The following is a 20,798-nucleotide window of genomic DNA, read 5'->3' as shown; positions in this document are numbered from 1 at the left end:
TTGGGTTTTCATGATCGCGCTTGAAAACGCTTTGCAGACTATGAACACTGGAACGGTCAAGCTTGACGCTTTGGCCCGTTTGATGTCGCAGGCTAGCCAGCACCGGCCGATTGCCATTGGCGGATATGTCAATGAAGTGTCCCGTTCGGCAATTGGCGTGAGAGGCATCTCGGACAAGGTGCAGCTTGGCGATCTGGTGATGATCCGATGCGACCAGCAGCTTTATCCAGCCGAAGTCGTACGTCTTGAGCAGACGCAGACACTAATAAAGCCATTTGACGACAGGATTGCGCCGTCGCTCGGCAGTCCGGTGTTTCCCGAAGGTCAGTTTCGTATAGCACCTGCACCTGACTGGAAGGGGAGGGTTATCAATGCGCTCGGTGAGCCGCTCGATGGCAACGGGCTGATGACAGCAGGCACGGAAGCGGTGCCTGTCGATTGTGCGGCGCCATCGGCAATGAACAGAAGCCGCGTTGAAAAAGGCCTGCGGAGCGGGGTTAATGTCGTAGACGTTTTTGTGCCCATGTGTTTCGGCCAGCGCATGGGTATTTTCGCAGGGTCGGGCGTCGGCAAATCGACACTGCTGGCAATGATGACCAAGGCGGATGATTTCGACACAGTGGTTCTTGCCCTGACTGGCGAGCGTGGCCGCGAAGTGCGGGATATGCTCGAAGATACAATGGCTGGCAAACTGGATAAGACAATTGCCGTTATTGCTACGGGTGATGAAAGTCCGATGATGCGGCGGCTTGCACCGAATACCGCAACTGCAATTGCCGAATATTTCCGCGATCGCGGCGACAATGTACTGTTGATCGTGGATTCGATCACGCGATTTGCACATGCTGCGCGTGAAATTGCTATTGCTGCGGGTGAGCCGCCAGTCTCGCGTGGTTATCCGCCGAGCGTCTTCAGCCAATTACCACGGCTGCTTGAGCGGGCAGGACCCGGCCTTGAGGGCGATGGCACCATCACGGGTCTCTATGCCGTTCTTGTCGATGGCGATGATCACAATGATCCCATTTCGGATGCTATTCGTGGCACGCTTGACGGCCATATCGTGCTGGATCGCAGCATTGCGGCTCAAGGGCGTTTTCCGGCGGTAGATATTCTGGGATCGATATCACGCCTTGCGCATCACAACTGGACGCCTGATCAGGCCAAGCTCGCAACGGGTCTGCGCAGTCTGATCTCACGGTTCGAAGAGACGCGCGATCTTCGAATGATCGGCGCGTATCAGGCGGGTAGCGATCCGCAGATCGATCAGGCAGTCCATCTTGTGCCGCTCATTTACGGGACAATGCAGCAGACACCAGCCTCGCCCTTGTCTCTTGATCCCTATAGCGACCTTGCGACGGCCTTGCGGCCAGCGGAGCCATCATGACATTAACTGAAGCGAACAAGACAAAACCTATATCAGCTATGGATGCGCCTGTATTGCCCAAGCAACGCGACAAGCGTTTTGACGGCTACCTTAAGACCGCTGGTTTTGTGTTGGCGGTGATTTCCTTCGTCCTGCCCTTCGTCATGTATTATGACATTCTGGATGCGCGTCCGAGGCCTGAATCTTCCGGTATCCAAGTACGTGATCCTCTCAATCGGGCGAACCAGAAGGTCGTGCGCGAGACAAGGGGCAAGGTCACCTCCACATCGCCCAATTCCAGCGATGAACCTGATCCGATGACAACCGCCACGACCTCGGAACAGACAGCAGACAGGTTGGCAAAGATTGCGGATGCAAGCACTCAGTCATTTCCCGGAAAGCCGCGATTTCTCGTGCGTGAAGTTGTCGGGGGTCTGGTGATGATCGAGGACGAGACCGGTTACTGGTTCGTTGAAAAAGGCTCGCCTCTGCCTGATGGCAGCACGCTGGTCGCCATACAGCGGGGAACAACGCCGGGCAGCTGGAATATCAAGACTTCCGATGGCGATGTAATTGATAGAACATTCTAGTTCAGTCGTAATTTGTCCGAAGATGATGCCGCCGCAAGTCTCACGCAAGCCTGACCTCATATATTAAGAACGGGTTAATCGGTTCGGCTGCGGGGAAGCACATGCAGGGAATTCATCTGTTCGATCTGGCGTCGCGTCAGGCCGAGTGGCTGTCGGTAAGACAGGCAACGGTCTCGGGAAACGTCGCCAATGCAAACACGCCGGGATTTAAGGCTCGCGATGTCGAGCCTTTCCATGACGTGCTTGCCCAGTCGCAATTGACAATGGCTGCAACCAATCCAAAACATCAGGAGATCGATGCCTCCGGGATTGCGGCAACCGCCCTGCGCAAGGATGCGGTGACCGAACAAAACCACTCCAAGAACACCGTCAATCTTGAAATGGAAATGGTGAAATCCGGCGAGATCAATCGCGAATTCGCGCTCAACACCAGTATTGTCAAGGCGTTCCATCGCATGATGATGTCATCCGTGAAGGGTTAAGCGAATGAGTGATCCTTTACAAGCCGCTCTTAAAGTTGCTGCATCCGGTCTGTCGGCTCAGTCGACACGTTTGCGCATTGTTTCAGAGAATCTGGCTAACGCACAGTCAACAGGCAAGACCGCGGGCAGCGATCCCTATCGCCGCAAGACCGTGTCTTTTGCAACTGAACTTGATCGCACAACAGGCGTCGAAACGGTCAGGATTGCCGAAGTCGGCAAGGATACTTCCGCGTTCGTTGAAGAATATGAGCCCAGCCACCCGGCGGCGGACACCCGTGGTTATGTCAAATATCCCAATGTCAGCATGGTCGTCGAAATGGCGGATATGCGGGAAGCCAATCGCTCTTACGAAGCCAATCTCCAGGTCGTCAAGCAAGCACGCGAGCTGATTGCAATGACCGTCGATCTTTTGAGGAATTCCTGATGATAGACCAGCTTCTTAGCGTTTCCACCCGTAACGCCCTTTCGAAATTGACCGAGACGGTCAATCAGGGCTCATCTGCTGGACCGGCGCCAGCCGCTGTAGGTCAACCGTCCTTTGACAATGTGCTTTCACAGCTCGCTTCCTCAGTCAGCGGGAAGTTGCAGAATGCGGAAGCGGTTTCGATGAAGAGCATGACGGGCGATGTGCCGACCCGCGATGTGGTCAATGCGGTTATGGATGCGGAGCAATCGTTGCAGACCGCGATCGCCATCCGCGACAAGATCGTCCAAGCCTACCTCGAAATCAGCCGCATGCCGATTTAGCTGGATAAGGAATCCCAATGAAAGCCCTCACTATCGCAGCTACCGGCATGAATGCCCAACAGCTCAATCTGGAAGTCATTGCGAACAACATCGCCAATATCAACACGACCGGATATAAGCGAGCAAAGGCTGAGTTTTCCGATTTGCTTTATCAGGCAGAACGGACAGCTGGCGTGCCTAACGCTGCGAACCAGAGCATAGTACCTGAAGGCGCTATGGTAGGGCTTGGGGTGCAGACCGCTGCGGTGAGAAACCTGCATATACAGGGGCCGCTTAACCAGACGGGCAACCCATATGACGTAGCGCTCGTGGGTCGCGGCTGGTTCCAGATTCAAAACCCGGCCGGAGATACATTGTATAGCCGCGCTGGTGCATTCAACATCAATGGCACAGGGCAGCTTGTCACCCTTGACGGCAATCTCGTCGAACCGAACATTGTTGTCCCCACTGATGCGATTGAGGTCAAGATTACCGAGAGTGGTCAAGTGTTCGCCAAGATGGCGGATCAGACCCAGCTGGTTAATCTCGGACAGTTGCAGATTGCCAATTTCGCCAACGAAGCCGGACTGGAGCCACTTGGAAATAACCTTTTCCGCCAGAGCGATGCCTCGGGTGACCCGGTTGTCGGTGTTCCGGGCGATCCGGGCTTTGCAACGTTGAAGCAGAATTACCTCGAAAGCTCGAACGTCGATCCGGTCAAGGAAATCACAGACCTCATCACGGCGCAGCGTGCCTATGAGATGAATTCCAAGGTCATTCAGGCTGCCGACGAAATGGCTTCGGTCGTTTCGAAGAACTTACGCTGAGGAATATGATGGCGGGATTTGGAACGATGAGGAATCTTTTACGGGTATGCACTTTCATTGCTGCATGTCTCGTTGTGTCGGCAGCTGCTGCAGACCGCATTGCTTTCATCGTTCCATCCCAGATCATCTACCCCGGACAGGCTATAGGCAGCAATGGCTTGCAGGAGAAGATGTTCACGATCAAGGCGAGCGCCGCAGGCAGCTACGTACTGTCCGTGGATCAACTCGTCGGCAAGGTTGCGCGCAAGACACTTCTTCCCGGGCAACCCATTCTGGTGACAGCCGTGAACGAGCCGGACCTTATTCAGCGCGGTGTCGCGGTTCCGATTATCTACGATACTGGTATGCTGGTCATCACCGCCAAAGGTATCCCAATGGAGTCGGGTCGTTCAGGCGATTTCGTCAAGGTGCGCAACATTGATAGCGGCATTATCGTGACCGGAACGGTGCTCGCCAATGGTAGCATTCAGGTCGGTATGCAATGAGGCTAAGGTTTGCCATCACTGTATTTCTTGGCTTCGTGCTCACGGCTTCTTCTGCAGCCATTGCGGCCGAGCCTTCGGCCAATGCCAAGGACTATAGAACACCGGCGCAGGCGCGTGCAGCGTTTCAGAAAGAACTGGATGATGGTCGCTGGGGCGGTGCTTCATCGCAGCTGGGTGAAGGCGGAGCAATTGCCCGCTTGAAGGACATCGCCAATATTCAGGGTGTGCGCGAAAACCAGCTTGTCGGCTACGGTCTTGTTATTGGCTTGAACGGTACAGGTGACAGTTTGCGCAGCGCGCCATTCACCGAGCAATCCATGCGCGCCATGTTGGATAATCTGGGTATAAGTCCACCTGCCGGAGCGTCCCGTACAAAGAATATTGCTGCCGTAATCGTGACCGCCAATCTGCCACCATTTGCCGGACGTGGTTCTCGGATCGACATCACCGTATCCTCGCTCGGGGATGCGACGTCACTGGCTGGTGGTACGCTTGTCATGACGCCCTTGGCGGCGGCGGATGGCCAAACCTATGCGGTCGCTCAAGGCAACATGATCGTTTCCGGCTTCACGGCGTCAGGTCAGGCGGAAACTGTAACGCAAGGCGTGCCAACAAGTGGACGTATTCCCAATGGCGCGCTGGTCGAGAAGGAAGTCACCGGCAATTTTGGTCATGATGAATTGGTCGTTGAACTGCGCGAGCCGGATTTCACAACGGCTGTGCGTATTACCGATACGATCAATGCCTTTGCCAAACGCCGTTACAAGCAGGCTGTCGCCAAGGAACGGGATTCAAAGTCCATCCGTCTGCGTAAGCCTGCCAATATTTCAGCAACACGCTTTCTTGCTGAAATTGAAGGCTTGCCAGTTGTCACAGATGAAGTTGCCCGTGTGGTTGTCGATGAGCGCACAGGTACAGTCGTCATTGGAGAGAAGGTACGCATATCGCGTGTTGCCATCAGCCATGGCAGCCTGTCCGTTCGGGTCACCGAGAGGCCGACAATCGTGCAACCAGAGCCATTTTCAGATGGTGAAACCGCTGTAGAGCCAAACACTGAGATTGACGTCAATCAGGCGTCAAAAATCGGGATGCTTGGTGGTACGGACCTGGAAAATCTCGTCAAGGGATTAAACCAGATCGGCGTGAAGCCCCAAGGTATTATCGCAATCCTGCAAGGCATCAAGACGGCTGGCGCACTCCATGCCGAGTTGGTGGTCCAATGAGTATGTCCGTGCGATTTCTCCGGTCGTTCATTGCAGTCCTCGCTTTTGCGCTGGCTCTGCTACTGCCAGCGGCCTACGGCTTTTCGCAAGAAACGGCCAAAGCGCCGGATGATGCCGGACAGGAAATTGATCGCTACTGCACCAACATTACTGATAAAGCTGCCGATGCCCGCTATGCGATGCAGACACGTGAACTTCAGCAGCTTCGCGAAGATATAGACAGCCGGATCGAACTCCTTGATGCCAAGCGTCAGGAATATGAGGTCTGGTTGAAGCGGCGCGATGAATTCATCGACAAGGCTGAAGATTCGCTCGTCGGGATCATATCCAAGATGCGGCCCGATGCAGCCGCAGCACAAATGGCGTTGCTGGGGGACGAGGCTGCGGCTGCTCTCCTGTTAAAGCTCAACCCTCGGGTTTCGAGTGTTATTCTCAATGAAATGCCCCCCGAAAAATCATCCAAACTCGCTCGGGTGATCGTTGGTTCGCGGGTTGTGACGACAAAAGAAAGAACCGCGCAATGAAAAAAGCGGCAATGCCAATGGCTTTCGCAAGCGTACTTCTCCTTTCAGGTTGCGCAATGAATCCGCGTGATTTCAACCGCCCACCGGAGATGACGCCTGTTGGTACCGGCGTTGGTCACAACTTCACAGTCAGTGATCCATCCAACTACCCCACCCAACCACGCCCCCAGAAATATTCTCTCTGGCAGGACAGGCAGGCGAGCTTTTTTCGCGATCCCCGTGCCACTAATCCCGGCGATGTGCTGACAGTCGTTATCTCGATTGATGAGCGGGCAAAGCTCGATAATAAATCTGACCGCTCACGTGTCGCCTCAGGCATTTACGGTGCCAAGGCAGATTTGGGCGGCAGTGGCATTTCGGTGAGTAATATCGGCGGCAATCTCGACTATGATTCGGACAGCCGCACCAAGGGTGAGGGCAAGATTGAAAGGTCAGAGAAAATTGATCTTTCGGTTGCAGCAATTGTCACCGACATTCTGCCGAATGGAAATCTGATCATACGGGGATCGCAGGAGATTCGAGTCAATAATGAGCTTCGTGTGCTCAACGTTGCCGGGGTGGTGCGGCCGCGAGATATTTCCGGATACAATACGATTTCCTACGAGAAGATTGCAGAAGCCCGCATTTCCTACGGTGGCCGCGGCCGTCAGAGCGAAGTGCAACAGCCGCCATGGGGCCAGCAGGTCCTTGATGCGGTCTCTCCGATCTAAGGCCCGATAATGAGCGCTGTTACAGAAGACACCGGTCAAGCTCGCAAGGCACCCTCCATGGCCGCCTTGGCAATTGTCGTCGTCGTCCTGACACTCATTGCAGGTGCGGGGGGCTGGTTTCTTGGTGGCCAGCTTGGCCTTGCAACGCCGGATACTGCTACTGCCTCTGATGGTGAAAAAGCACCCCCAACAGAAAAAATGCCGGCAGGTGCCGTCGTTGCGCTGAAGCCGATTCTGACGAACGTCAAAATTCCGCAGGATGTCTGGATCAGGCTTGAGGCCGGTTTAATCGTCAGGCCTGGCGAAACAATTTCGGATGAACTGACTGCGGCAGTCGCCAGCGATTTCATGGCGTTTCTCCGCACGGTAAATCTGATGCAGCTGCGTGGGGCAGCCGGGCTTGAATATCTGAGAATGGACCTGCAGGAACGCGCCCGCATGCGCACAGAGGGCAAGGTCGATAAAGTTTATATCTGGGCGCTGGTGATGGAATGAATAGACGTCTTCTGACACCGGTGCTTTTCGTCGTGTTCACGTTCGGCCTTGGTGGAACTGCGATGGCCCAGCAAGCCTCCTTGCTGGAAGGATTGATACCGCAAGGTAGTGCATCGTCGAGCGGTCAGATCATACAGATGCTGGCAGCCTTGACTGTTCTGTCAATAGCGCCCGGCATCCTGATTATGGTCACCAGCTTTACCCGGTTCGCCATAGCGTTTTCCATGCTGCGTGCCGGGCTGGGGTTGCAGACAACTCCGGCCAATCTGGTGATGATCAGTCTCGCATTGTTCATGACGTTCTATGTAATGGCGCCAGTGTTTGACCGGGCCTGGCAAAATGGCGTGCAGCCACTGGTCAATAATCAGATCACTCAGGATGTGGCAATCAACGAGATTACCACGCCTTTTCGCGAATTCATGCTGCGGCAGGTCCGCGACAAGGATTTGCGATTGTTCGAGGATCTGGCTGACGAATCTTTTCGGACACAAGCGGATCAAGTCGTCGATCTGCGCATTCTCGTGCCAGCCTTCATGATTTCCGAACTGCGCCGTGGATTTGAAATCGGTTTTCTGATCGTTCTGCCGTTTCTGGTAATCGATCTGATTGTTGCTACCCTGACGATGTCCATGGGCATGATGATGCTGCCGCCAACAGTGCTTTCGCTGCCGTTCAAGATACTTTTCTTTGTATTGATTGATGGATGGAACATTCTCGTCGGCAGTCTCATCAGGTCGTATTCTTAGCCGGATATTGAGGTGCTAACCAGTTTGGAAAAATTAATCATGAGCGTTATTGAAACCGTAATACTTTTGGCTTACTTATCACGAACATGACGGGTTGTCGCTACGACAATAGGCATGATGCCGCTCCGTTATACCGGTCGATCCGGTATGTCCCAAACAGTATCTCATCAGGGACTTCATCCTATGGCTAGCATTCTTACAAACGCGTCAGCAATGACAGCGCTGCAGACACTTTCTGTAACCAACAAAAATCTCGCTACAACTCAGAACCGTATTGCAACGGGTATGAAAGTTGCGGAAGCTTCAGACAACGCTGCATATTGGTCAATCGCGACAACAATGCGTTCGGACAACAAGGCAAACGACACGATCACCAGTGCTCTTGGTCTTGGTGGCGGCAAGGTTGATACAGCCTATACGGCTATCAAGGATGCTGTATCCGTTGTCGACCAGATCAAGCAAAAAGTTCTGGCAGCGAAAAACGCCAGCGACGACGACAAAGCCAAGATTCAGACGGAAATCTCGGCACTACAGTCACATCTGAAAACCAGCATCGGCGGCGCATCCTATGCAGGTGCGAATCTGCTGAGCACTGACTCCGCTGCTGCGGCTGGTGCAGACTCCACATTGAGCATCGTTGCTTCCTACAACCGTTCTGCGACAGGCGAGATCACGACAGGTACCATCGACGTTGATCTGAAGTCTATCAATGTGATCGATTCGACTGCTGCAAAAGGTGGTATCCTCGACAAGGTTTTCACCGGCGCAGACGTCAATACGGTTTCGGTATTGGATCTCGATGTATCGACATCAACCAATGCCCAACTCGATCAGATGCTGACAGGCATTGAAACGGCTGCCAAGGGTCTTGCTACTGGTGCAGCTGCATTGGGCGCTGCCAAGACTCGCGTCGATCTGCAGACCACTTTCATCAGTAACCTTTCCGATGCAATTGATCGGGGTGTTGGTGCCATGGTTGACGCCGACATGAACAAGGAGTCAGCTCGTTTGTCAGCTCTCCAGGTTCAGCAGCAGCTGGGTGTGCAGGCTCTATCGATTGCCAATTCTGGTAACCAGAACATCCTGTCGCTTTTCCGCTAATAAGAATAATTCTGCAAAAATTAAATTGGCCACGCATCCCGCGTGGCCTTTTTTATTGTCTGAAATGGTTACGAGCTGCGCCGCTCTAACTTCGCGCAAGCTTCAGCATCTATTGTCCCTGCACGGCGTTGCGGTGGGAATTGATGGAAAAGAACGTAAGACAGACTTTAGAGCAGCTGGGTGCAGCGTTAAAGAAGCTTGGAGCCCGGCGGCTTATTGCGCTTGGCATTGTTGGCGTAACACTCTTCGCCGCCATTCTCATATCGAGTTTTTATCTCAACCGCCCGCAATATGAGACACTTTATGTCGGCCTGAGCCGCGATGACATCAATCGTATGGGCATGGCATTGGGTGAAGCTGGTATACCGTTCGACGTTAAATCCGATGGAACATCGGTTCTGGTGCCATTTGGAAAGGCAGACAAAGCCCGCATGTATCTTGCCGAGAAGGGCCTGCCGACGAGCAATAACGCCGGTTACGAGCTTTTCGACAATATGGGTTCGCTTGGCCTGACGTCCTTCATGCAGGAAATCACGCGCGTTCGTGCGCTGGAAGGCGAGATATCACGAACCATTCAGGCGATCCGGGGCATCAAGGCTTCGCGTGTACACATCGTTCTGCCGGAAAAGGGCAGTTTCCGCCGCGGCGATCAGGCTCCTTCCGCTTCGGTTGTCATCCGCACCGAGGGCGATTTTGCCATCGAATCAGCCCAGTCAATACGCCAGCTTGTTGCCGCAGCCGTCCCCCAACTGACAGCCTCGGAAGTAACGATCCTCGATACCAACGGCCGGCTGCTCGCTTCGAAAGATGATGGTACCAATGCCGGCGCCGTTATGTCTGCTACGCTTGAGCAGAATGTTTCCTCCTCTGTCGATGAGAACATCCGTAAGGCGCTTGCGCCATATCTGGGTATCGGACATTTTCAGACCAGTGTTCAGGTGGCGCTCGATACGGACCGACGACAGACCAATGAGACTGTTTTTGATCCCGAATCCCGCGTTGAGCGTTCTGTTCGTGTCGTGCGCGAGAGCGGCGATTCGAAAAACTCCACCAGTGACAATGCAACAGGTGTAGAACAAAACATTCCACAGGAAGAGATCGCCAGCAGGAACGGTGATAGCGCTACGGAAAAAACTGATAAGCGCGAGGAACTCACTAACTACGAACTAAGCTCGAAGACGGTTACGACGACAAGCGACAGCTATCAAATCAAGCGACTGTCGATTGCAGTGGTTGTTGATCAGGCACGACTGTTGGCTACAGCCGGTGAAACGCCACCGCCGGCCAATTTCGTGGACCAGCAAATCGCGAAGATCACGCAATTGGTAGCAACGGCGGCCGGGCTGGATACTAAGCGGGGTGACGTTATCAATGTTACAGCCGTCAACTTCATGGAAACAGCTGACGAGCAGCTACAACCAACATCAACGCCAATCTCAGAAATGATCTTCCGGCAGACAGGTACGCTTATCAATGCGGCGGCGCTGATTGCAGCAGTGGGGCTGGTGCTCTGGTTTGGCGTGCGCCCGTTGATGCGTGAAATGAGCAATCAACAGACTGCTTTGCAACTTGCGGAAGAGCCAGCGTTTACAATGCCGGGATTGGCTCCCGCAGCAAATCTTCCCACCTTGGCCACAGCGAATACGGAGCAGAGTGTGCCTTACGACGATCTCAGCGAACTCAGGCGGCGTATGCGTGTTCCCGCTCAGAACAGGCTGGAGCAGATGATCGACATGGATGAAGAACGCGTTGCTGCCATCCTCAAGCAATGGGTGCATGAAGCAGCATGACTGCAACCCAAACCAGATCAATCGCCAGCATGCTGACGGATTTTACGCCCAAACATGTGCCTGCTGACAGGGTGACAGTTTTTACCGCGCCCGGCGAGCGCATTACAATTATACCGGACGCCGACGATGTTCCTGAAGAGGTTGTCGAGCTGATCGACTACGAGCTTAAGATCAAGGAAGCCTTTGCCGCAGGACGAGAGTCTGGTCAGACTGAAGCTTCAGTTCTGTTCGAGGCTGAAAAGGTGAGGCTGGAGCGGGAGTTCCAGGAGCAGCTTGCTGGAGCCGAGGTGACTTTTCTCGAACAGACAGGCGCCCGTATCTCAGCGCAGATGGATGAAGGTTTGAAGGCGATTGCTTCCGATCTTTCCGGCTCTCTTGCAGCGGTCATCTTACCGCTGGTCGAGAACAATATGCGGGAACATGCGGTGCAGGCGTTCGCAACCGAGATAGAGCAATTGACCAAAGGCCTGGAGGCAATCACTGCCAACATTAGCGGTCCAAGACATCTTCTCGATGCGTTTCGCAATCGGACTGACTTTGATCCCATGCGCTTCACATTGATCGAGGCAGATCAGGCGGAGCTGTCTTTGCGGCTCGACAATACGGTCGTTGAAACGCGGCTTGGTCATTTGATCGACAGTTTGAGGGATCACGTTCGATGAATATTGATCCGGAGACACATCGCGAGATTGTCATTGTCCGTCGCGGCCGGGGTGATGGCGAGGACAGCCATCATGGTGGTGTGTGGAAAATCGCTTACGCGGATTTCATGACGGCTATGATGGCTTTCTTTCTCGTCATGTGGCTGATCAATGCAGCCAATGAAGAGACGAAAGCCGCCGTTGCAAGCTACTTCAATCCTGTAAAACTGATGGATCGCAACGCAAGACCCAAGGGTATTCAGGATTCAGACGAAGAAAAAGGCAAGGTTCGTTTTGAGCGTCCGGATTCCACCGATGCAGAGACAAAAAGTTCTAGGAATGACCGTGAAGCCGAGACTCAACCGGAGCGGGAAGAGCGGCAGATATTCAAGGATCCATATGCAGTGCTGGCAGAAATCGCTACAGATTCAGGTGTACTTCAAAACCGTTCTGTTGCAGGTGCGGGTGGCATAAACCGTGCAGGACCATTGACCGGGGCAGAGGGTGGTGAGGCCTATCGTGATCCGTTCAATCCCAACTACTGGACTGATCGCGTAGACGAAGAAATTTTTCCGCTGACTGACAGCCCGCCTGTTCCGCCGCCGTCTTATGAGAAGAGTGCAAGCGTCAAAAAAGGTGACAAAAAAGATGAGCTGGCCAAGGTCGAACAGGCGTCGCTGGAACTACGCATCAATGCGGGCGATATAAAGCCGGAGCCAGCCGCCAAGACTGCTGAAGACAAGCAACTTGCCGGTCGGGAAGGCAAAGAAGGCAAGCTGGACATTAGCCAGACCGAGATTGCCCAGAAGCTTGCTGCAGAGATCGCAAAAACTGGCGTTGCAAATGAGAAGAACGCGCCTGAGGTGACTGTCGTCCCGACGGATGAGGGCGTCATGATCCAGCTTACCGACAAAGTTGATTACGGCATGTTTGCCATAGGTTCGGCAAAGCCGGACAAACGTGTGGTGCAGGTTCTCGATGAGATTGGCAAGATCATCGCTTCCCGTAAGGGCGACGTGGTTATCAGCGGGCACACGGACGCGCGTCCGTTCAAGAGTGACAGCTACGATAATTGGCGCCTATCGTCGGCGCGTGCCCATATGGCTTATTACATGCTGACGCGGGGCGGTCTGGATGCGAAACGCATTCTTCGAATTGACGGCTATGCGGATCGTGATCCGAAGATCGCTTCTGACCCTTTTGCCGCTCAGAACCGGCGAATTGATATCTTTCTTAAAACGGCTGGCAGATGAGAGCCCGGCGATATCTCTTTCTGTTGATGCTGGGACTGTTCGGCTTCCCGCAAGCTCAAGTGTGGGCTGACATGCCGCCGCCTGAACCCTACCTTCTGGTGCGGTCAATGCGCATGTTGCAGGATCAGGTTGCATCTGGAAAGCCGGAGGCCCTGCCAATGCTCAACCGCGTACTGGCTCATATTTCGCGGCAGTTCAAAGAGGCGAAACCGGATGCTTGGGACAAACCGGCCAACGCTTATGCACTTTTCATCTATCTGCTCAACGGCGGTAATCCTGACGTCGTACGGGGCATCATAGCGACGCTGAAACCGGATCAGGTTGATCCCAAACTTATTGCCGGTTCATTGGCTTATGCCGATGGCGACGCATTGCGCATCGTTGAGAGTTTTCAGGAACTGCCGCCGAATTTGCCGACTGAATTGAACGCTTCCATCTATCTTGTAACGGCATCCCAACTTGCTTCGATCGACGCAATTACAGCGCTAAAGCGGCTTGATTATATACGCCTGAATGCGCCCGGAACCTTGCTTGAAGAAGCTGCGCTGCGACGAGGCCTCAGTATTGCGGCAGATATTGGCGAAAAAGGCAAACTAATCAGTCTGGCCAGAAACTATCTGCAACGTTTTGAGCGGTCACCCTACTCGGAAGACTTTTTCCGCCAGCTTGTCGACGCTTTGTTAAAGCTGAAGGGCAAGGTGAGCGACGAAGAGATCAGAGAACTGGCGGCATTGGCCTGGCCCGGAGCACGCATGCCATTCTACCTTCGCATTGCCCGTGGATCGATTGTCAATGGCGATTTGGCACGAGCCCGGTTTGCGTCAGAAGAAGCGGCGGAACTGGCTGCCACGCTTAAAGCTGACGATACGCAGGCAAAGCTCTATCTGGCGGTGAGCAATGTCGGCTCCGACGAGACCGGAGAAGCCAGTAGAATATTATCCAATCTGCCCAAAGATCGCCTGCACGGCCGGGACCTAAAATTGCTTGAAGCTGCAACCGCCATGGCCGGAAAGATAACCGCGCAGCCCGAAGTGATGCCTGTCACTGCCGAGCCTCAAGCGAGCCCGGTATCGGAGATTTCGACACGGCCACCACAAAAAATAAACCCACCGCCCGTTATCGATACCGAAGATGCAATGATTACAGAAACGCGGAAGAAGCTCGACGCGATCGATGCGATTCTGGGAAAGGCCGGGAAATGACGATCGGAACGAACATGCCTTTCAAGCTGAAATTTCAGGCCCTTATCCGTTCTGCAGGCAAGGAGGATGTGCTGGGAGACCTAAAAGGAATACCGGATAACAAGGAGACGGCAGCGGATTTTGGGGTGCTTTTGAAAGCCGTCACGACGAAGCAGAAAACCGATGCAAAACACAATGAAAGCGATGAAGAGATTGCAGGGGCTGCCGATCCTCGTGGTCAGGACGAGCAAAACTCTAAGCCTGCTGAGCAAGGACTTTTCACGCAGCCAATTATTGCACTAGAGCAAATGCTCGATAGGCGGCAGCATGGTGAAGAAGCGCTTGCCGGGGCTGCAAAAGGTGAGCCGACAACCGCAATAATTTCTGTAACTACTTCCGGCGAAGCCGAACCTGCTGTCCCCGGCGAAGATCTCCGACAAGAGGTTCAGGTTGCTGCAACCGTGCCTCAAGAGCAAAAGCGCGCGCCGGTAAAAGCCGACGAGCGTCCCGCTAAGCTCTCCGGTCCTTGGATATTGTCCATTCCCGCACAAACACAGGCTGTGCCTGAATCTCAGGTCCAACTTCAAAAGACTGCACTGCATCAAGAGGCTGGCACTCTTGCGCTGACCGCTTCTGCTGTTGAGATGAAATCCGAGACACCCGATTCGAAACCCGTTGCTGCCCCCCAAGAAGTCATCAATGTTGCAGATAAGGATGTGCCTTTACCGAACGCTGCTTCACTGCCGCAAGCTACGAAACAATCCATCGCAAACATTGCATTTGTTGCCAATTCCGCCAGTCGCCCGGCAATTACAGATATTCAGGTCGTGTCTGATCGGACTGTGGGGGCAGCGAGAACGCTGGTAATCCAACTGCAGCCTGTAGAACTTGGCGCTGTAACTGCGCGCCTGCGCCTGACATCAGGTGGGATGCATATACAGATTGATGCGGCGACTACGGCGATGGCAGAGCACCTTTCAAATGATCGTGAAGCGCTAGGCAAGGCATTACACCGGGCCGGTGTTACGGACGATGTATCCACCGTGACAATATCTGTTGTAGATCGCTCCACGACAGGTTCCAGCGCTAATCAGACCGGGCAGCATAACCCGGGCGCGCAAGATCAGCAGATGGGTGCTCGAGGTAACAACCAAGGGCAATCAGGTTTCCAGAATACACCACGAGACCGTTCTGCCGAGCAACAATTTTTCGGGGAAGCCGCGCCGGATGATAAAATCGAAAAGCTGGCAAAAACAGACGTTCAGAGTAGCTCTTCTCGCGGGCTTGTTGTCTAACTTTCTGATGTGCCAGCTTGCCTATGCTGACAACGCCTGCGAGCGGCAGATGCACAGCGCTTCAATAAAGTACGATATTCCTATTGGCATTCTTTATGCGGTGGGCTTGACGGAAACCGGCAGGAAAAGCTCTCTTCAGCCCTATGCATTGAATATCGAAGGTCGTGCAGTTTTCACGCCATCGGCTACGGCGGCAATCGCAAAGTTTGAGGAAGCACAATTGCAGGGAGCAAAGTTGATCGACCTCGGCTGCATGCAGATCAATCACTATTTTCATGGGCGCAACTTTGCCTCGGTAAGCCGGATGCTCGATCCAGCTACCAACGTAGAATACGCTGCGTACTTTCTTAAACAGCTCTACAAACGTGAAGGCAGCTGGACCATGGCGGTCGCCAGATATCACGCGGGTCCCAACAATGACCCTGCGCAGAAAAAATATGTTTGCCGGGTAATGGAAAATATGATCGCTAGCGGCTTTGGAAACTGGACATCCAAGGCCCGTATCTTTTGCAATAAGTGACCGCTTTAATACACGGTAATAAAACGTGAATTTTAGTTCTTGGTTGTAATTTGTTAAATGTATTGGGTCAGGTTTGCCGCAGTCATTAAACTGACATTTGCCCTCCCGATCAGCAATTGCCCCAGCCCTTTCCGACTCCCAATTAATTAGGAACAATTAGTTGGGGATTGTCGACGACTCGTTCCCCCCGCTACGTGTGACTAGCTTGGGGTAAGTTACTGATTCGGAAGGTGGGGTTGTGATTGTAGTCGTCGACGAACGAAGTCTGGTGACGAGTGGGTATTCTGCGTGGTTCGCCCGTGAGGGCATAACGACAACCGGTTTTTCTCCTAACGATTTTGGCGAGTGGGTAGCCACCGTTCAGGAGCACGATATCATGGCAGTGGAGGCGTTTCTCATAGGAGAATGTGCCAACCGCAGCCAGTTTCCACACAAAATTCGTGAACGTTGTTCGGCACCTGTAATTGCCGTCAACGACACCCAATCGCTGGAGAACACACTGGAGCTTTTCCAGGCAGGTGTCGATGATGTCGTGCGCAAGCCAATGCATGTCCGTGAGATTCTGGCCCGCATAAATGCAATTCGCCGACGTTACGGCAATGGCAGCAGCGGAACGCAGATCGGTCCGATCCGGATTTTTTCGGATGGCCGCGATCCGCAGATAAACGGCGTTGATTTTTCACTGCCACGCCGGGAGCGCCGCATCCTTGAATATCTGATTGCCAATCGCGGACGACGCTTGAACAAGACTCAGATATTCAATGCGATCTATGGAATTTTCGACAGTGAGGTCGAAGAGAGTGTTGTTGAGAGCCACATCAGCAAGTTGCGGAAGAAGCTGCGTGAACAGATGGGATTCGACCCAATCGATTCCAAACGCTTCCTTGGCTATTGCATAAATCTCGACTGAGGACCAGCGGTTGCCGCTTGCCCTGATCAATCGAAATTGTTCAGCGTTATTTCAGTAAATCCCGACGTCAGCTTCGCGCAAGTATCGAGGCATAACGATTCTGGACTGAATCGCGCTTTAGGAGACGGAAATGAGCCTTTACGGAATGATGCGGACCGGCGTGTCAGGTATGAACGGTCAGGCTAACCGCCTGTCTACAGTATCCGAGAACATCGCCAATTCGAGCACTACCGGTTACAAGCGGGCGAGCACAGAGTTTTCGTCGTTGGTTCTGCCCAGTTCCGGTGGCTCCTACAATTCTGGTGGTGTCGAGACTTCTGTGCGCCATCACATTTCTGATGATGGTCCGCTACGGTTTACAACATCTTCGACCGATCTTGCCTTGAAGGGCAGGGGTTTCTTTATTGTCAGCAATGCCAACGGAACCCCCTATTTGACGCGTGCCGGTTCATTCGTTCCTGATTCCGCAGGAAATCTGGTCAATACCGCTGGCTTTTATCTGATGGGCTATCCCATCACGAACGGAAATGTAAATCCTGTTGCCAATGGTTATCAGGGGCTGGAGAAGATCAACCTCTCGCAGAACGATCTGATTGCCGATCCAAGCCGCAAGGGTGTCTTTACAGCGAATTTGCCGGCAGGTGCGGAGATTATTCCTGCCGCCGACCGGCCGCCTGCGAACACAACAGCTACCGCACAATTCACCGCCAAGTCATCGGTTCAAACCTATGACAATCTTGGCAATGTCGTCGTGCTGGACATCTACTACACCAAGACGGCTGACAACCAATGGGAAGCCGCAGTCTACGACAAGGCAAATGCTTCAGCATCCGGTGGTTTCCCTTATACGCCGCCAACACCGATGACGACGGAGACCTTCGATTTCGATGCCGTAACCGGTAAGCTGATCTCAGCAGACAAGTCCATTTCGGTCGCGATTCCGAATGGTCAGCAGCTTGAGATCGATTTTTCCGGCACCAAACAATTGGCCGGTGATTACAATCCGATTCAGGTGAAGATCGACGGCAACTCACCAAGCCCGATTGAAGATGTGACGATCGGTGCCGACGGCGTTGTAGTGGCCAATTACAAGAATGGTACGACCCGACCGATCTACCAGATCGCGCTGGCAGACGTGCCAAGTCCGGACAATCTTCAGGTCTTGTCAGGAAACGTATTCTCGACCAGTGCCAATTCCGGTGAGGTTCAGGTTGGCTTTGCGGGCAAGGGAAGTTTTGGCAGCATCACCTCGGAAGCTCTTGAGGAATCCAATGCGGATATTGCGCAGGATCTGACCGAGATGATCGAAGCGCAGAGAAACTACACGGCGAATTCCAAAGTATTCCAGACCGGCGCTGATTTGATGGATGTGCTGGTCAATCTGAAACGATAGCTGAACTTAGAATGGGAATTGGACAAAGGGCATGTCACTAACCTCGGCGCTCCTTACTGCTCAGAGTGCTCTCAATACCGTGTCGAAGCAGACCGCGGTGGTCTCCCGCAATATTGCGGGGGCCAACGATCCGAATTTCACACGGCGCATAGGTTCCGTGGTCAGCGGAGCAGGTGGCTTGACCTATCTGTCGGTAAAGCGCTCGGCGGACGAGGCCCTTCTTTCCAAGTTCGTGGAAGCCAACAGCTTCCTCGGAGCTTCCGACACGCTGAAGGGCGGCCTTGACCGTCTTTCAGGCATTTACTCGGCCAATAGTGCTTCGGATTCGCCGCGAGCGCTTCTTGGTGATTTGCGTGATTCACTGCAGCTATATGCTTCGCAGCCAGGTAACACATCGGTCGGTGAGTCCACTGTTTCGAAGGCTGTTTCTCTCGCCAATGCGCTCAACCGGGGCACCGAGGAAACGCAGAAACTACGGCAGGACGCGGATAATGACATCGCGGACTCCGTCAATAACATCAACACGCTTCTGGCAAAGTTCGAAGCCGTCAATAATCGCGTCGTCAGCGGCACAAGAGCAGGTGCCGACGTTTCGGACGATCTTGATGAGCGTGATGGATTGCTGAAGCAGATATCCAGTGAGATTGGCATCACGACGTTGAAGCGCGATGACAATGATATAATCATTTTTGCCGAGTCCGGGGTGACCCTGTTTGAGAAATCCGCCCGCTCGGTGACTTTCGTTCCAACAAGTGCTTTCAGTGCCGGTACGAGCGGCAATGAGGTGTATGTTGATGGCGTGCCGTTATCACATGGCACCTTCGACCAGCCCTATGGAACAGGGCGACTGAGCGGTTTGTTGCAAGTGCGAGATCAAACCGCACCGGCTTATCAGAAACAGCTCGATGAAATCGCCCGCAGCCTCGTCAGTATGTTCGCGGAAAAGGGCACCGGCGTGCCAACCGTTCCTGGCCTGTTTACTTATTCGGGCGCACCGGCAATGCCAACGGATGCCACGATTCTTCCCGGAATCGCGGGATCTCTCAAGGTCTCATCAGCTTACATTCTGTCTGAGGGCGGTAATCCTGCGCGGTTGCGTGACGGTGGTCCTGCGGGAACGCCTTATGTCCAGAATCCGGATGGATCGGCTGGTTATTCAGATCGCCTGCAAAGTCTGATTGGAGCCATTGGAGAACCGCGTACGTACGATGCGGACGCGGCCGTTGGTAACAATAAGAGCCTGTTAGACTTCGCAGCGGCTTCAATCAGTTCGCTTGAAGAAAAGCGCAAGTCCGTGACGGATACAAATGATTACAACAAGATTCTGTCTACCAGAGCGAGTGATGCGATATCCAATGTAAGTGGTGTGAACATTGATACGGAGATGCAATCGCTGCTCGACCTCGAACACTCCTATCAGGCGTCAGCCCGTATATTGTCTACGGTTGACGCCATGTTCCAAGAACTCTTCCGGGCGGCGTCATAATATGAAAACACAAACAGTTTCTTCATTCGTGCTTGCAAATGCCACCCGGAGCATAATCTCCAAGGCACAGGCTGATCTGGTCAAGGCGCAGCAGGAAGCCACGACCGGTTTCGTTTTCGACACTGGCCTCGCGCTCGGGAGCCGTACCGGACAATCCTTGTCTTTGCGTAAGGAACATGACCGGCTTTCCGTGCTGACGGATTCGAATAAGTTGCTGGCTGAACGGATGACCACATCCCAGAATGCGTTGAGCAATGCTGTTAAAGGCTCTCAGGATTTTCTGGGAACAATCATTGCCATGCGCGGCAGCGGGCAAGGTCATGAGGTTGCAGCAAACGCTGCAAAAGGATTGCTGCAGACTGCAACATCGCTCATCAATACCAGTTTCAATGGCGAGTATGTTTTTGCAGGCGTCAACACTGATGTGAAGCCGCTTGGCGATTATGATGCGGCAGGCAATCCGGCACGTGCTGCAGTTCTGCAATCCTTTGAAGACCATTTCGGGTTTTCTGTTACCGATCCGCAGGTTTCGACCATCACTGCGAATGACATGAAGGTCTTCCTGGATGGGCCATTTGCATCGGAATTTGATGCAGGTTCATGGTCTGACAATTGGTCATCGGCCTCCGATACGCTCATAAAAAGCCGAATTGCTCCGACGGAACTGGCCGAGACTTCGGTAAGTGCCAATAATGCCGGCTTCCGAAAAATGATGATGAGCTACACGATGGTTGCCGAGTTCGCCAATATTGGTTTGAGCCAAGGCGCTTTTGACACCGTGATAGTGAAGGCAATCGAGACCACGACCGAGGCCAATGCAACGCTTCCAGGCGTACAATCCGTTCTAGGAACTGCTCAGGCACGGACGAAGGACGCGACGGATCGCCTGGAAGTGCAGCTGAAGGTGCTGAACAGCTCGGTCATCGGCCTCGAGGGGGTGGACCCGTATGAAGCGGCCAACAGAGTGGAAGCGCTGCGGACGCAGATTGACGCATCCTATGCTCTGACGGTGAAGATGCAAAGCCTGAGCTTGCTGAACTATCTGAAATAGACTGAC

At 53.5% G+C, this 20,798-nt stretch carries 23 protein-coding genes; all 23 read left to right on the top strand.

What is annotated here, in order from left to right; translation table 11 throughout:
- Nucleotides 1–10: 10 nt before the first annotated feature.
- Nucleotides 11–1,384, top strand: a complete 1,374-nt coding sequence (gene fliI, locus ABKW30_RS08650) for a flagellar protein export ATPase FliI (protein WP_348598354.1) — start codon at nucleotides 11–13, stop codon at nucleotides 1,382–1,384.
- Nucleotides 1,381–1,953 carry a hypothetical protein gene (locus ABKW30_RS08645; protein WP_348598352.1) on the top strand — a complete coding sequence of 191 codons (573 nt, stop codon included), beginning with the start codon at nucleotides 1,381–1,383 and terminating at the stop codon, nucleotides 1,951–1,953. The genes fliI and ABKW30_RS08645 overlap by 4 nt, the downstream gene beginning before the upstream one ends.
- A gap of 101 nt (nucleotides 1,954–2,054) precedes the next feature.
- The gene (gene flgB, locus ABKW30_RS08640) at nucleotides 2,055–2,435 is read left to right on the top strand and encodes a flagellar basal body rod protein FlgB (RefSeq protein ID WP_348598350.1); all 381 of its coding nucleotides are present in this window, start codon (nucleotides 2,055–2,057) and stop codon (nucleotides 2,433–2,435) included.
- 4 nt (nucleotides 2,436–2,439) lie between these two features.
- Entirely contained in the window at nucleotides 2,440–2,859 is a 420-nt protein-coding gene (gene flgC / locus ABKW30_RS08635) for a flagellar basal body rod protein FlgC (protein ID WP_348598348.1), read from the top strand.
- Nucleotides 2,859–3,182: a flagellar hook-basal body complex protein FliE gene (locus tag ABKW30_RS08630; protein WP_348598347.1), complete on the top strand. Its 324-nt coding sequence runs from the start codon at nucleotides 2,859–2,861 to the stop codon at nucleotides 3,180–3,182. Before flgC ends, ABKW30_RS08630 begins: the two co-directional genes overlap by 1 nt.
- Nucleotides 3,183–3,199: 17 nt before the next feature.
- Nucleotides 3,200–3,988, top strand: a complete 789-nt coding sequence (gene flgG / locus ABKW30_RS08625; RefSeq protein WP_348598345.1) for a flagellar basal-body rod protein FlgG — start codon at nucleotides 3,200–3,202, stop codon at nucleotides 3,986–3,988.
- 26 nt (nucleotides 3,989–4,014) lie between these two features.
- Nucleotides 4,015–4,473, top strand: a complete 459-nt coding sequence (flgA, locus tag ABKW30_RS08620; RefSeq protein ID WP_348598342.1) for a flagellar basal body P-ring formation chaperone FlgA — start codon at nucleotides 4,015–4,017, stop codon at nucleotides 4,471–4,473.
- On the top strand, nucleotides 4,470–5,696 hold the full coding sequence (locus tag ABKW30_RS08615; protein ID WP_348598340.1) for a flagellar basal body P-ring protein FlgI: 1,227 nt from the start codon (nucleotides 4,470–4,472) through the stop codon (nucleotides 5,694–5,696). Before flgA ends, ABKW30_RS08615 begins: the two co-directional genes overlap by 4 nt.
- Nucleotides 5,693–6,220: a MotE family protein gene (locus tag ABKW30_RS08610; RefSeq protein ID WP_348598338.1), complete on the top strand. Its 528-nt coding sequence runs from the start codon at nucleotides 5,693–5,695 to the stop codon at nucleotides 6,218–6,220. The genes ABKW30_RS08615 and ABKW30_RS08610 overlap by 4 nt, the downstream gene beginning before the upstream one ends.
- Nucleotides 6,217–6,930 (top strand): flagellar basal body L-ring protein FlgH, encoded by a 714-nt coding sequence (flgH, locus tag ABKW30_RS08605; protein ID WP_348598337.1) that lies wholly within the window; start codon nucleotides 6,217–6,219, stop codon nucleotides 6,928–6,930. Before ABKW30_RS08610 ends, flgH begins: the two co-directional genes overlap by 4 nt.
- A 9-nt stretch (nucleotides 6,931–6,939) precedes the next feature.
- Nucleotides 6,940–7,425 (top strand): flagellar basal body-associated FliL family protein, encoded by a 486-nt coding sequence (locus ABKW30_RS08600; protein ID WP_348598335.1) that lies wholly within the window; start codon nucleotides 6,940–6,942, stop codon nucleotides 7,423–7,425.
- A gap of 62 nt (nucleotides 7,426–7,487) precedes the next feature.
- Nucleotides 7,488–8,171 (top strand): flagellar type III secretion system pore protein FliP, encoded by a 684-nt coding sequence (gene fliP, locus ABKW30_RS08595; protein ID WP_348598990.1) that lies wholly within the window; start codon nucleotides 7,488–7,490, stop codon nucleotides 8,169–8,171.
- 183 nt (nucleotides 8,172–8,354) lie between these two features.
- Nucleotides 8,355–9,272, top strand: coding sequence for a flagellin (locus ABKW30_RS08590; RefSeq protein WP_348598333.1), 918 nt, complete (start codon nucleotides 8,355–8,357; stop codon nucleotides 9,270–9,272).
- 143 nt (nucleotides 9,273–9,415) lie between these two features.
- A complete protein-coding gene (fliF, locus tag ABKW30_RS08585; protein WP_348598331.1) occupies nucleotides 9,416–11,062 on the top strand; it encodes a flagellar basal-body MS-ring/collar protein FliF in 1,647 nt (548 codons plus the stop codon).
- A complete protein-coding gene (locus tag ABKW30_RS08580) occupies nucleotides 11,059–11,724 on the top strand; it encodes a hypothetical protein (protein ID WP_348598329.1) in 666 nt (221 codons plus the stop codon). The genes fliF and ABKW30_RS08580 overlap by 4 nt, the downstream gene beginning before the upstream one ends.
- Nucleotides 11,721–12,956, top strand: a complete 1,236-nt coding sequence (locus ABKW30_RS08575) for a MotB family protein (protein WP_348598327.1) — start codon at nucleotides 11,721–11,723, stop codon at nucleotides 12,954–12,956. Before ABKW30_RS08580 ends, ABKW30_RS08575 begins: the two co-directional genes overlap by 4 nt.
- Nucleotides 12,953–14,158, top strand: coding sequence for a chemotaxis protein MotC (locus ABKW30_RS08570; RefSeq protein ID WP_348598326.1), 1,206 nt, complete (start codon nucleotides 12,953–12,955; stop codon nucleotides 14,156–14,158). The genes ABKW30_RS08575 and ABKW30_RS08570 overlap by 4 nt, the downstream gene beginning before the upstream one ends.
- Nucleotides 14,155–15,432, top strand: a complete 1,278-nt coding sequence (locus tag ABKW30_RS08565) for a flagellar hook-length control protein FliK (RefSeq protein ID WP_348598325.1) — start codon at nucleotides 14,155–14,157, stop codon at nucleotides 15,430–15,432. The genes ABKW30_RS08570 and ABKW30_RS08565 overlap by 4 nt, the downstream gene beginning before the upstream one ends.
- A gap of 7 nt (nucleotides 15,433–15,439) precedes the next feature.
- A complete protein-coding gene (locus ABKW30_RS08560) occupies nucleotides 15,440–15,952 on the top strand; it encodes a transglycosylase SLT domain-containing protein (RefSeq protein WP_348598989.1) in 513 nt (170 codons plus the stop codon).
- A 238-nt stretch (nucleotides 15,953–16,190) separates the two neighbouring features.
- On the top strand, nucleotides 16,191–16,862 hold the full coding sequence (locus ABKW30_RS08555) for a response regulator transcription factor (RefSeq protein ID WP_348598324.1): 672 nt from the start codon (nucleotides 16,191–16,193) through the stop codon (nucleotides 16,860–16,862).
- A 130-nt stretch (nucleotides 16,863–16,992) separates the two neighbouring features.
- Nucleotides 16,993–18,255, top strand: a complete 1,263-nt coding sequence (locus ABKW30_RS08550; protein WP_348598322.1) for a flagellar hook protein FlgE — start codon at nucleotides 16,993–16,995, stop codon at nucleotides 18,253–18,255.
- 31 nt (nucleotides 18,256–18,286) lie between these two features.
- Nucleotides 18,287–19,741: a flagellar hook-associated protein FlgK gene (gene flgK, locus ABKW30_RS08545; RefSeq protein WP_348598320.1), complete on the top strand. Its 1,455-nt coding sequence runs from the start codon at nucleotides 18,287–18,289 to the stop codon at nucleotides 19,739–19,741.
- A 1-nt stretch (nucleotide 19,742) separates the two neighbouring features.
- A complete protein-coding gene (locus ABKW30_RS08540; protein ID WP_348598319.1) occupies nucleotides 19,743–20,792 on the top strand; it encodes a flagellar hook-associated family protein in 1,050 nt (349 codons plus the stop codon).
- Nucleotides 20,793–20,798: the final 6 nt, after the last annotated feature.

Origin of the sequence: Phyllobacterium sp. SB3 (assembly GCF_040009165.1) — a bacterium.
Taxonomy (GTDB): Bacteria; Pseudomonadota; Alphaproteobacteria; order Rhizobiales; family Rhizobiaceae; genus Phyllobacterium.
The sequence above is the reverse complement of the archived record's forward strand: the minus strand, read 5'-3'. Positions and strand labels throughout refer to the sequence as shown.

Coding starts and splice junctions, on each gene's coding strand:
- fliF (WP_348598331.1), top strand. CDS start 9,416: ATGGAAAAGAACGTAAGACAGACTTTAGAGCAGCTGGGTGCAGCGTTA.
- ABKW30_RS08570 (WP_348598326.1), top strand. CDS start 12,953: ATGAGAGCCCGGCGATATCTCTTTCTGTTGATGCTGGGACTGTTCGGC.
- ABKW30_RS08600 (WP_348598335.1), top strand. CDS start 6,940: ATGAGCGCTGTTACAGAAGACACCGGTCAAGCTCGCAAGGCACCCTCC.
- flgH (WP_348598337.1), top strand. CDS start 6,217: ATGAAAAAAGCGGCAATGCCAATGGCTTTCGCAAGCGTACTTCTCCTT.
- flgC (WP_348598348.1), top strand. CDS start 2,440: ATGAGTGATCCTTTACAAGCCGCTCTTAAAGTTGCTGCATCCGGTCTG.
- ABKW30_RS08580 (WP_348598329.1), top strand. CDS start 11,059: ATGACTGCAACCCAAACCAGATCAATCGCCAGCATGCTGACGGATTTT.
- ABKW30_RS08610 (WP_348598338.1), top strand. CDS start 5,693: ATGAGTATGTCCGTGCGATTTCTCCGGTCGTTCATTGCAGTCCTCGCT.
- ABKW30_RS08575 (WP_348598327.1), top strand. CDS start 11,721: ATGAATATTGATCCGGAGACACATCGCGAGATTGTCATTGTCCGTCGC.
- ABKW30_RS08550 (WP_348598322.1), top strand. CDS start 16,993: ATGAGCCTTTACGGAATGATGCGGACCGGCGTGTCAGGTATGAACGGT.
- ABKW30_RS08630 (WP_348598347.1), top strand. CDS start 2,859: ATGATAGACCAGCTTCTTAGCGTTTCCACCCGTAACGCCCTTTCGAAA.
- ABKW30_RS08590 (WP_348598333.1), top strand. CDS start 8,355: ATGGCTAGCATTCTTACAAACGCGTCAGCAATGACAGCGCTGCAGACA.
- ABKW30_RS08615 (WP_348598340.1), top strand. CDS start 4,470: ATGAGGCTAAGGTTTGCCATCACTGTATTTCTTGGCTTCGTGCTCACG.
- ABKW30_RS08645 (WP_348598352.1), top strand. CDS start 1,381: ATGACATTAACTGAAGCGAACAAGACAAAACCTATATCAGCTATGGAT.
- ABKW30_RS08540 (WP_348598319.1), top strand. CDS start 19,743: ATGAAAACACAAACAGTTTCTTCATTCGTGCTTGCAAATGCCACCCGG.
- ABKW30_RS08560 (WP_348598989.1), top strand. CDS start 15,440: ATGTGCCAGCTTGCCTATGCTGACAACGCCTGCGAGCGGCAGATGCAC.
- ABKW30_RS08565 (WP_348598325.1), top strand. CDS start 14,155: ATGACGATCGGAACGAACATGCCTTTCAAGCTGAAATTTCAGGCCCTT.
- flgB (WP_348598350.1), top strand. CDS start 2,055: ATGCAGGGAATTCATCTGTTCGATCTGGCGTCGCGTCAGGCCGAGTGG.
- fliI (WP_348598354.1), top strand. CDS start 11: ATGATCGCGCTTGAAAACGCTTTGCAGACTATGAACACTGGAACGGTC.
- fliP (WP_348598990.1), top strand. CDS start 7,488: ATGGCCCAGCAAGCCTCCTTGCTGGAAGGATTGATACCGCAAGGTAGT.
- flgG (WP_348598345.1), top strand. CDS start 3,200: ATGAAAGCCCTCACTATCGCAGCTACCGGCATGAATGCCCAACAGCTC.
- flgK (WP_348598320.1), top strand. CDS start 18,287: ATGTCACTAACCTCGGCGCTCCTTACTGCTCAGAGTGCTCTCAATACC.
- flgA (WP_348598342.1), top strand. CDS start 4,015: ATGAGGAATCTTTTACGGGTATGCACTTTCATTGCTGCATGTCTCGTT.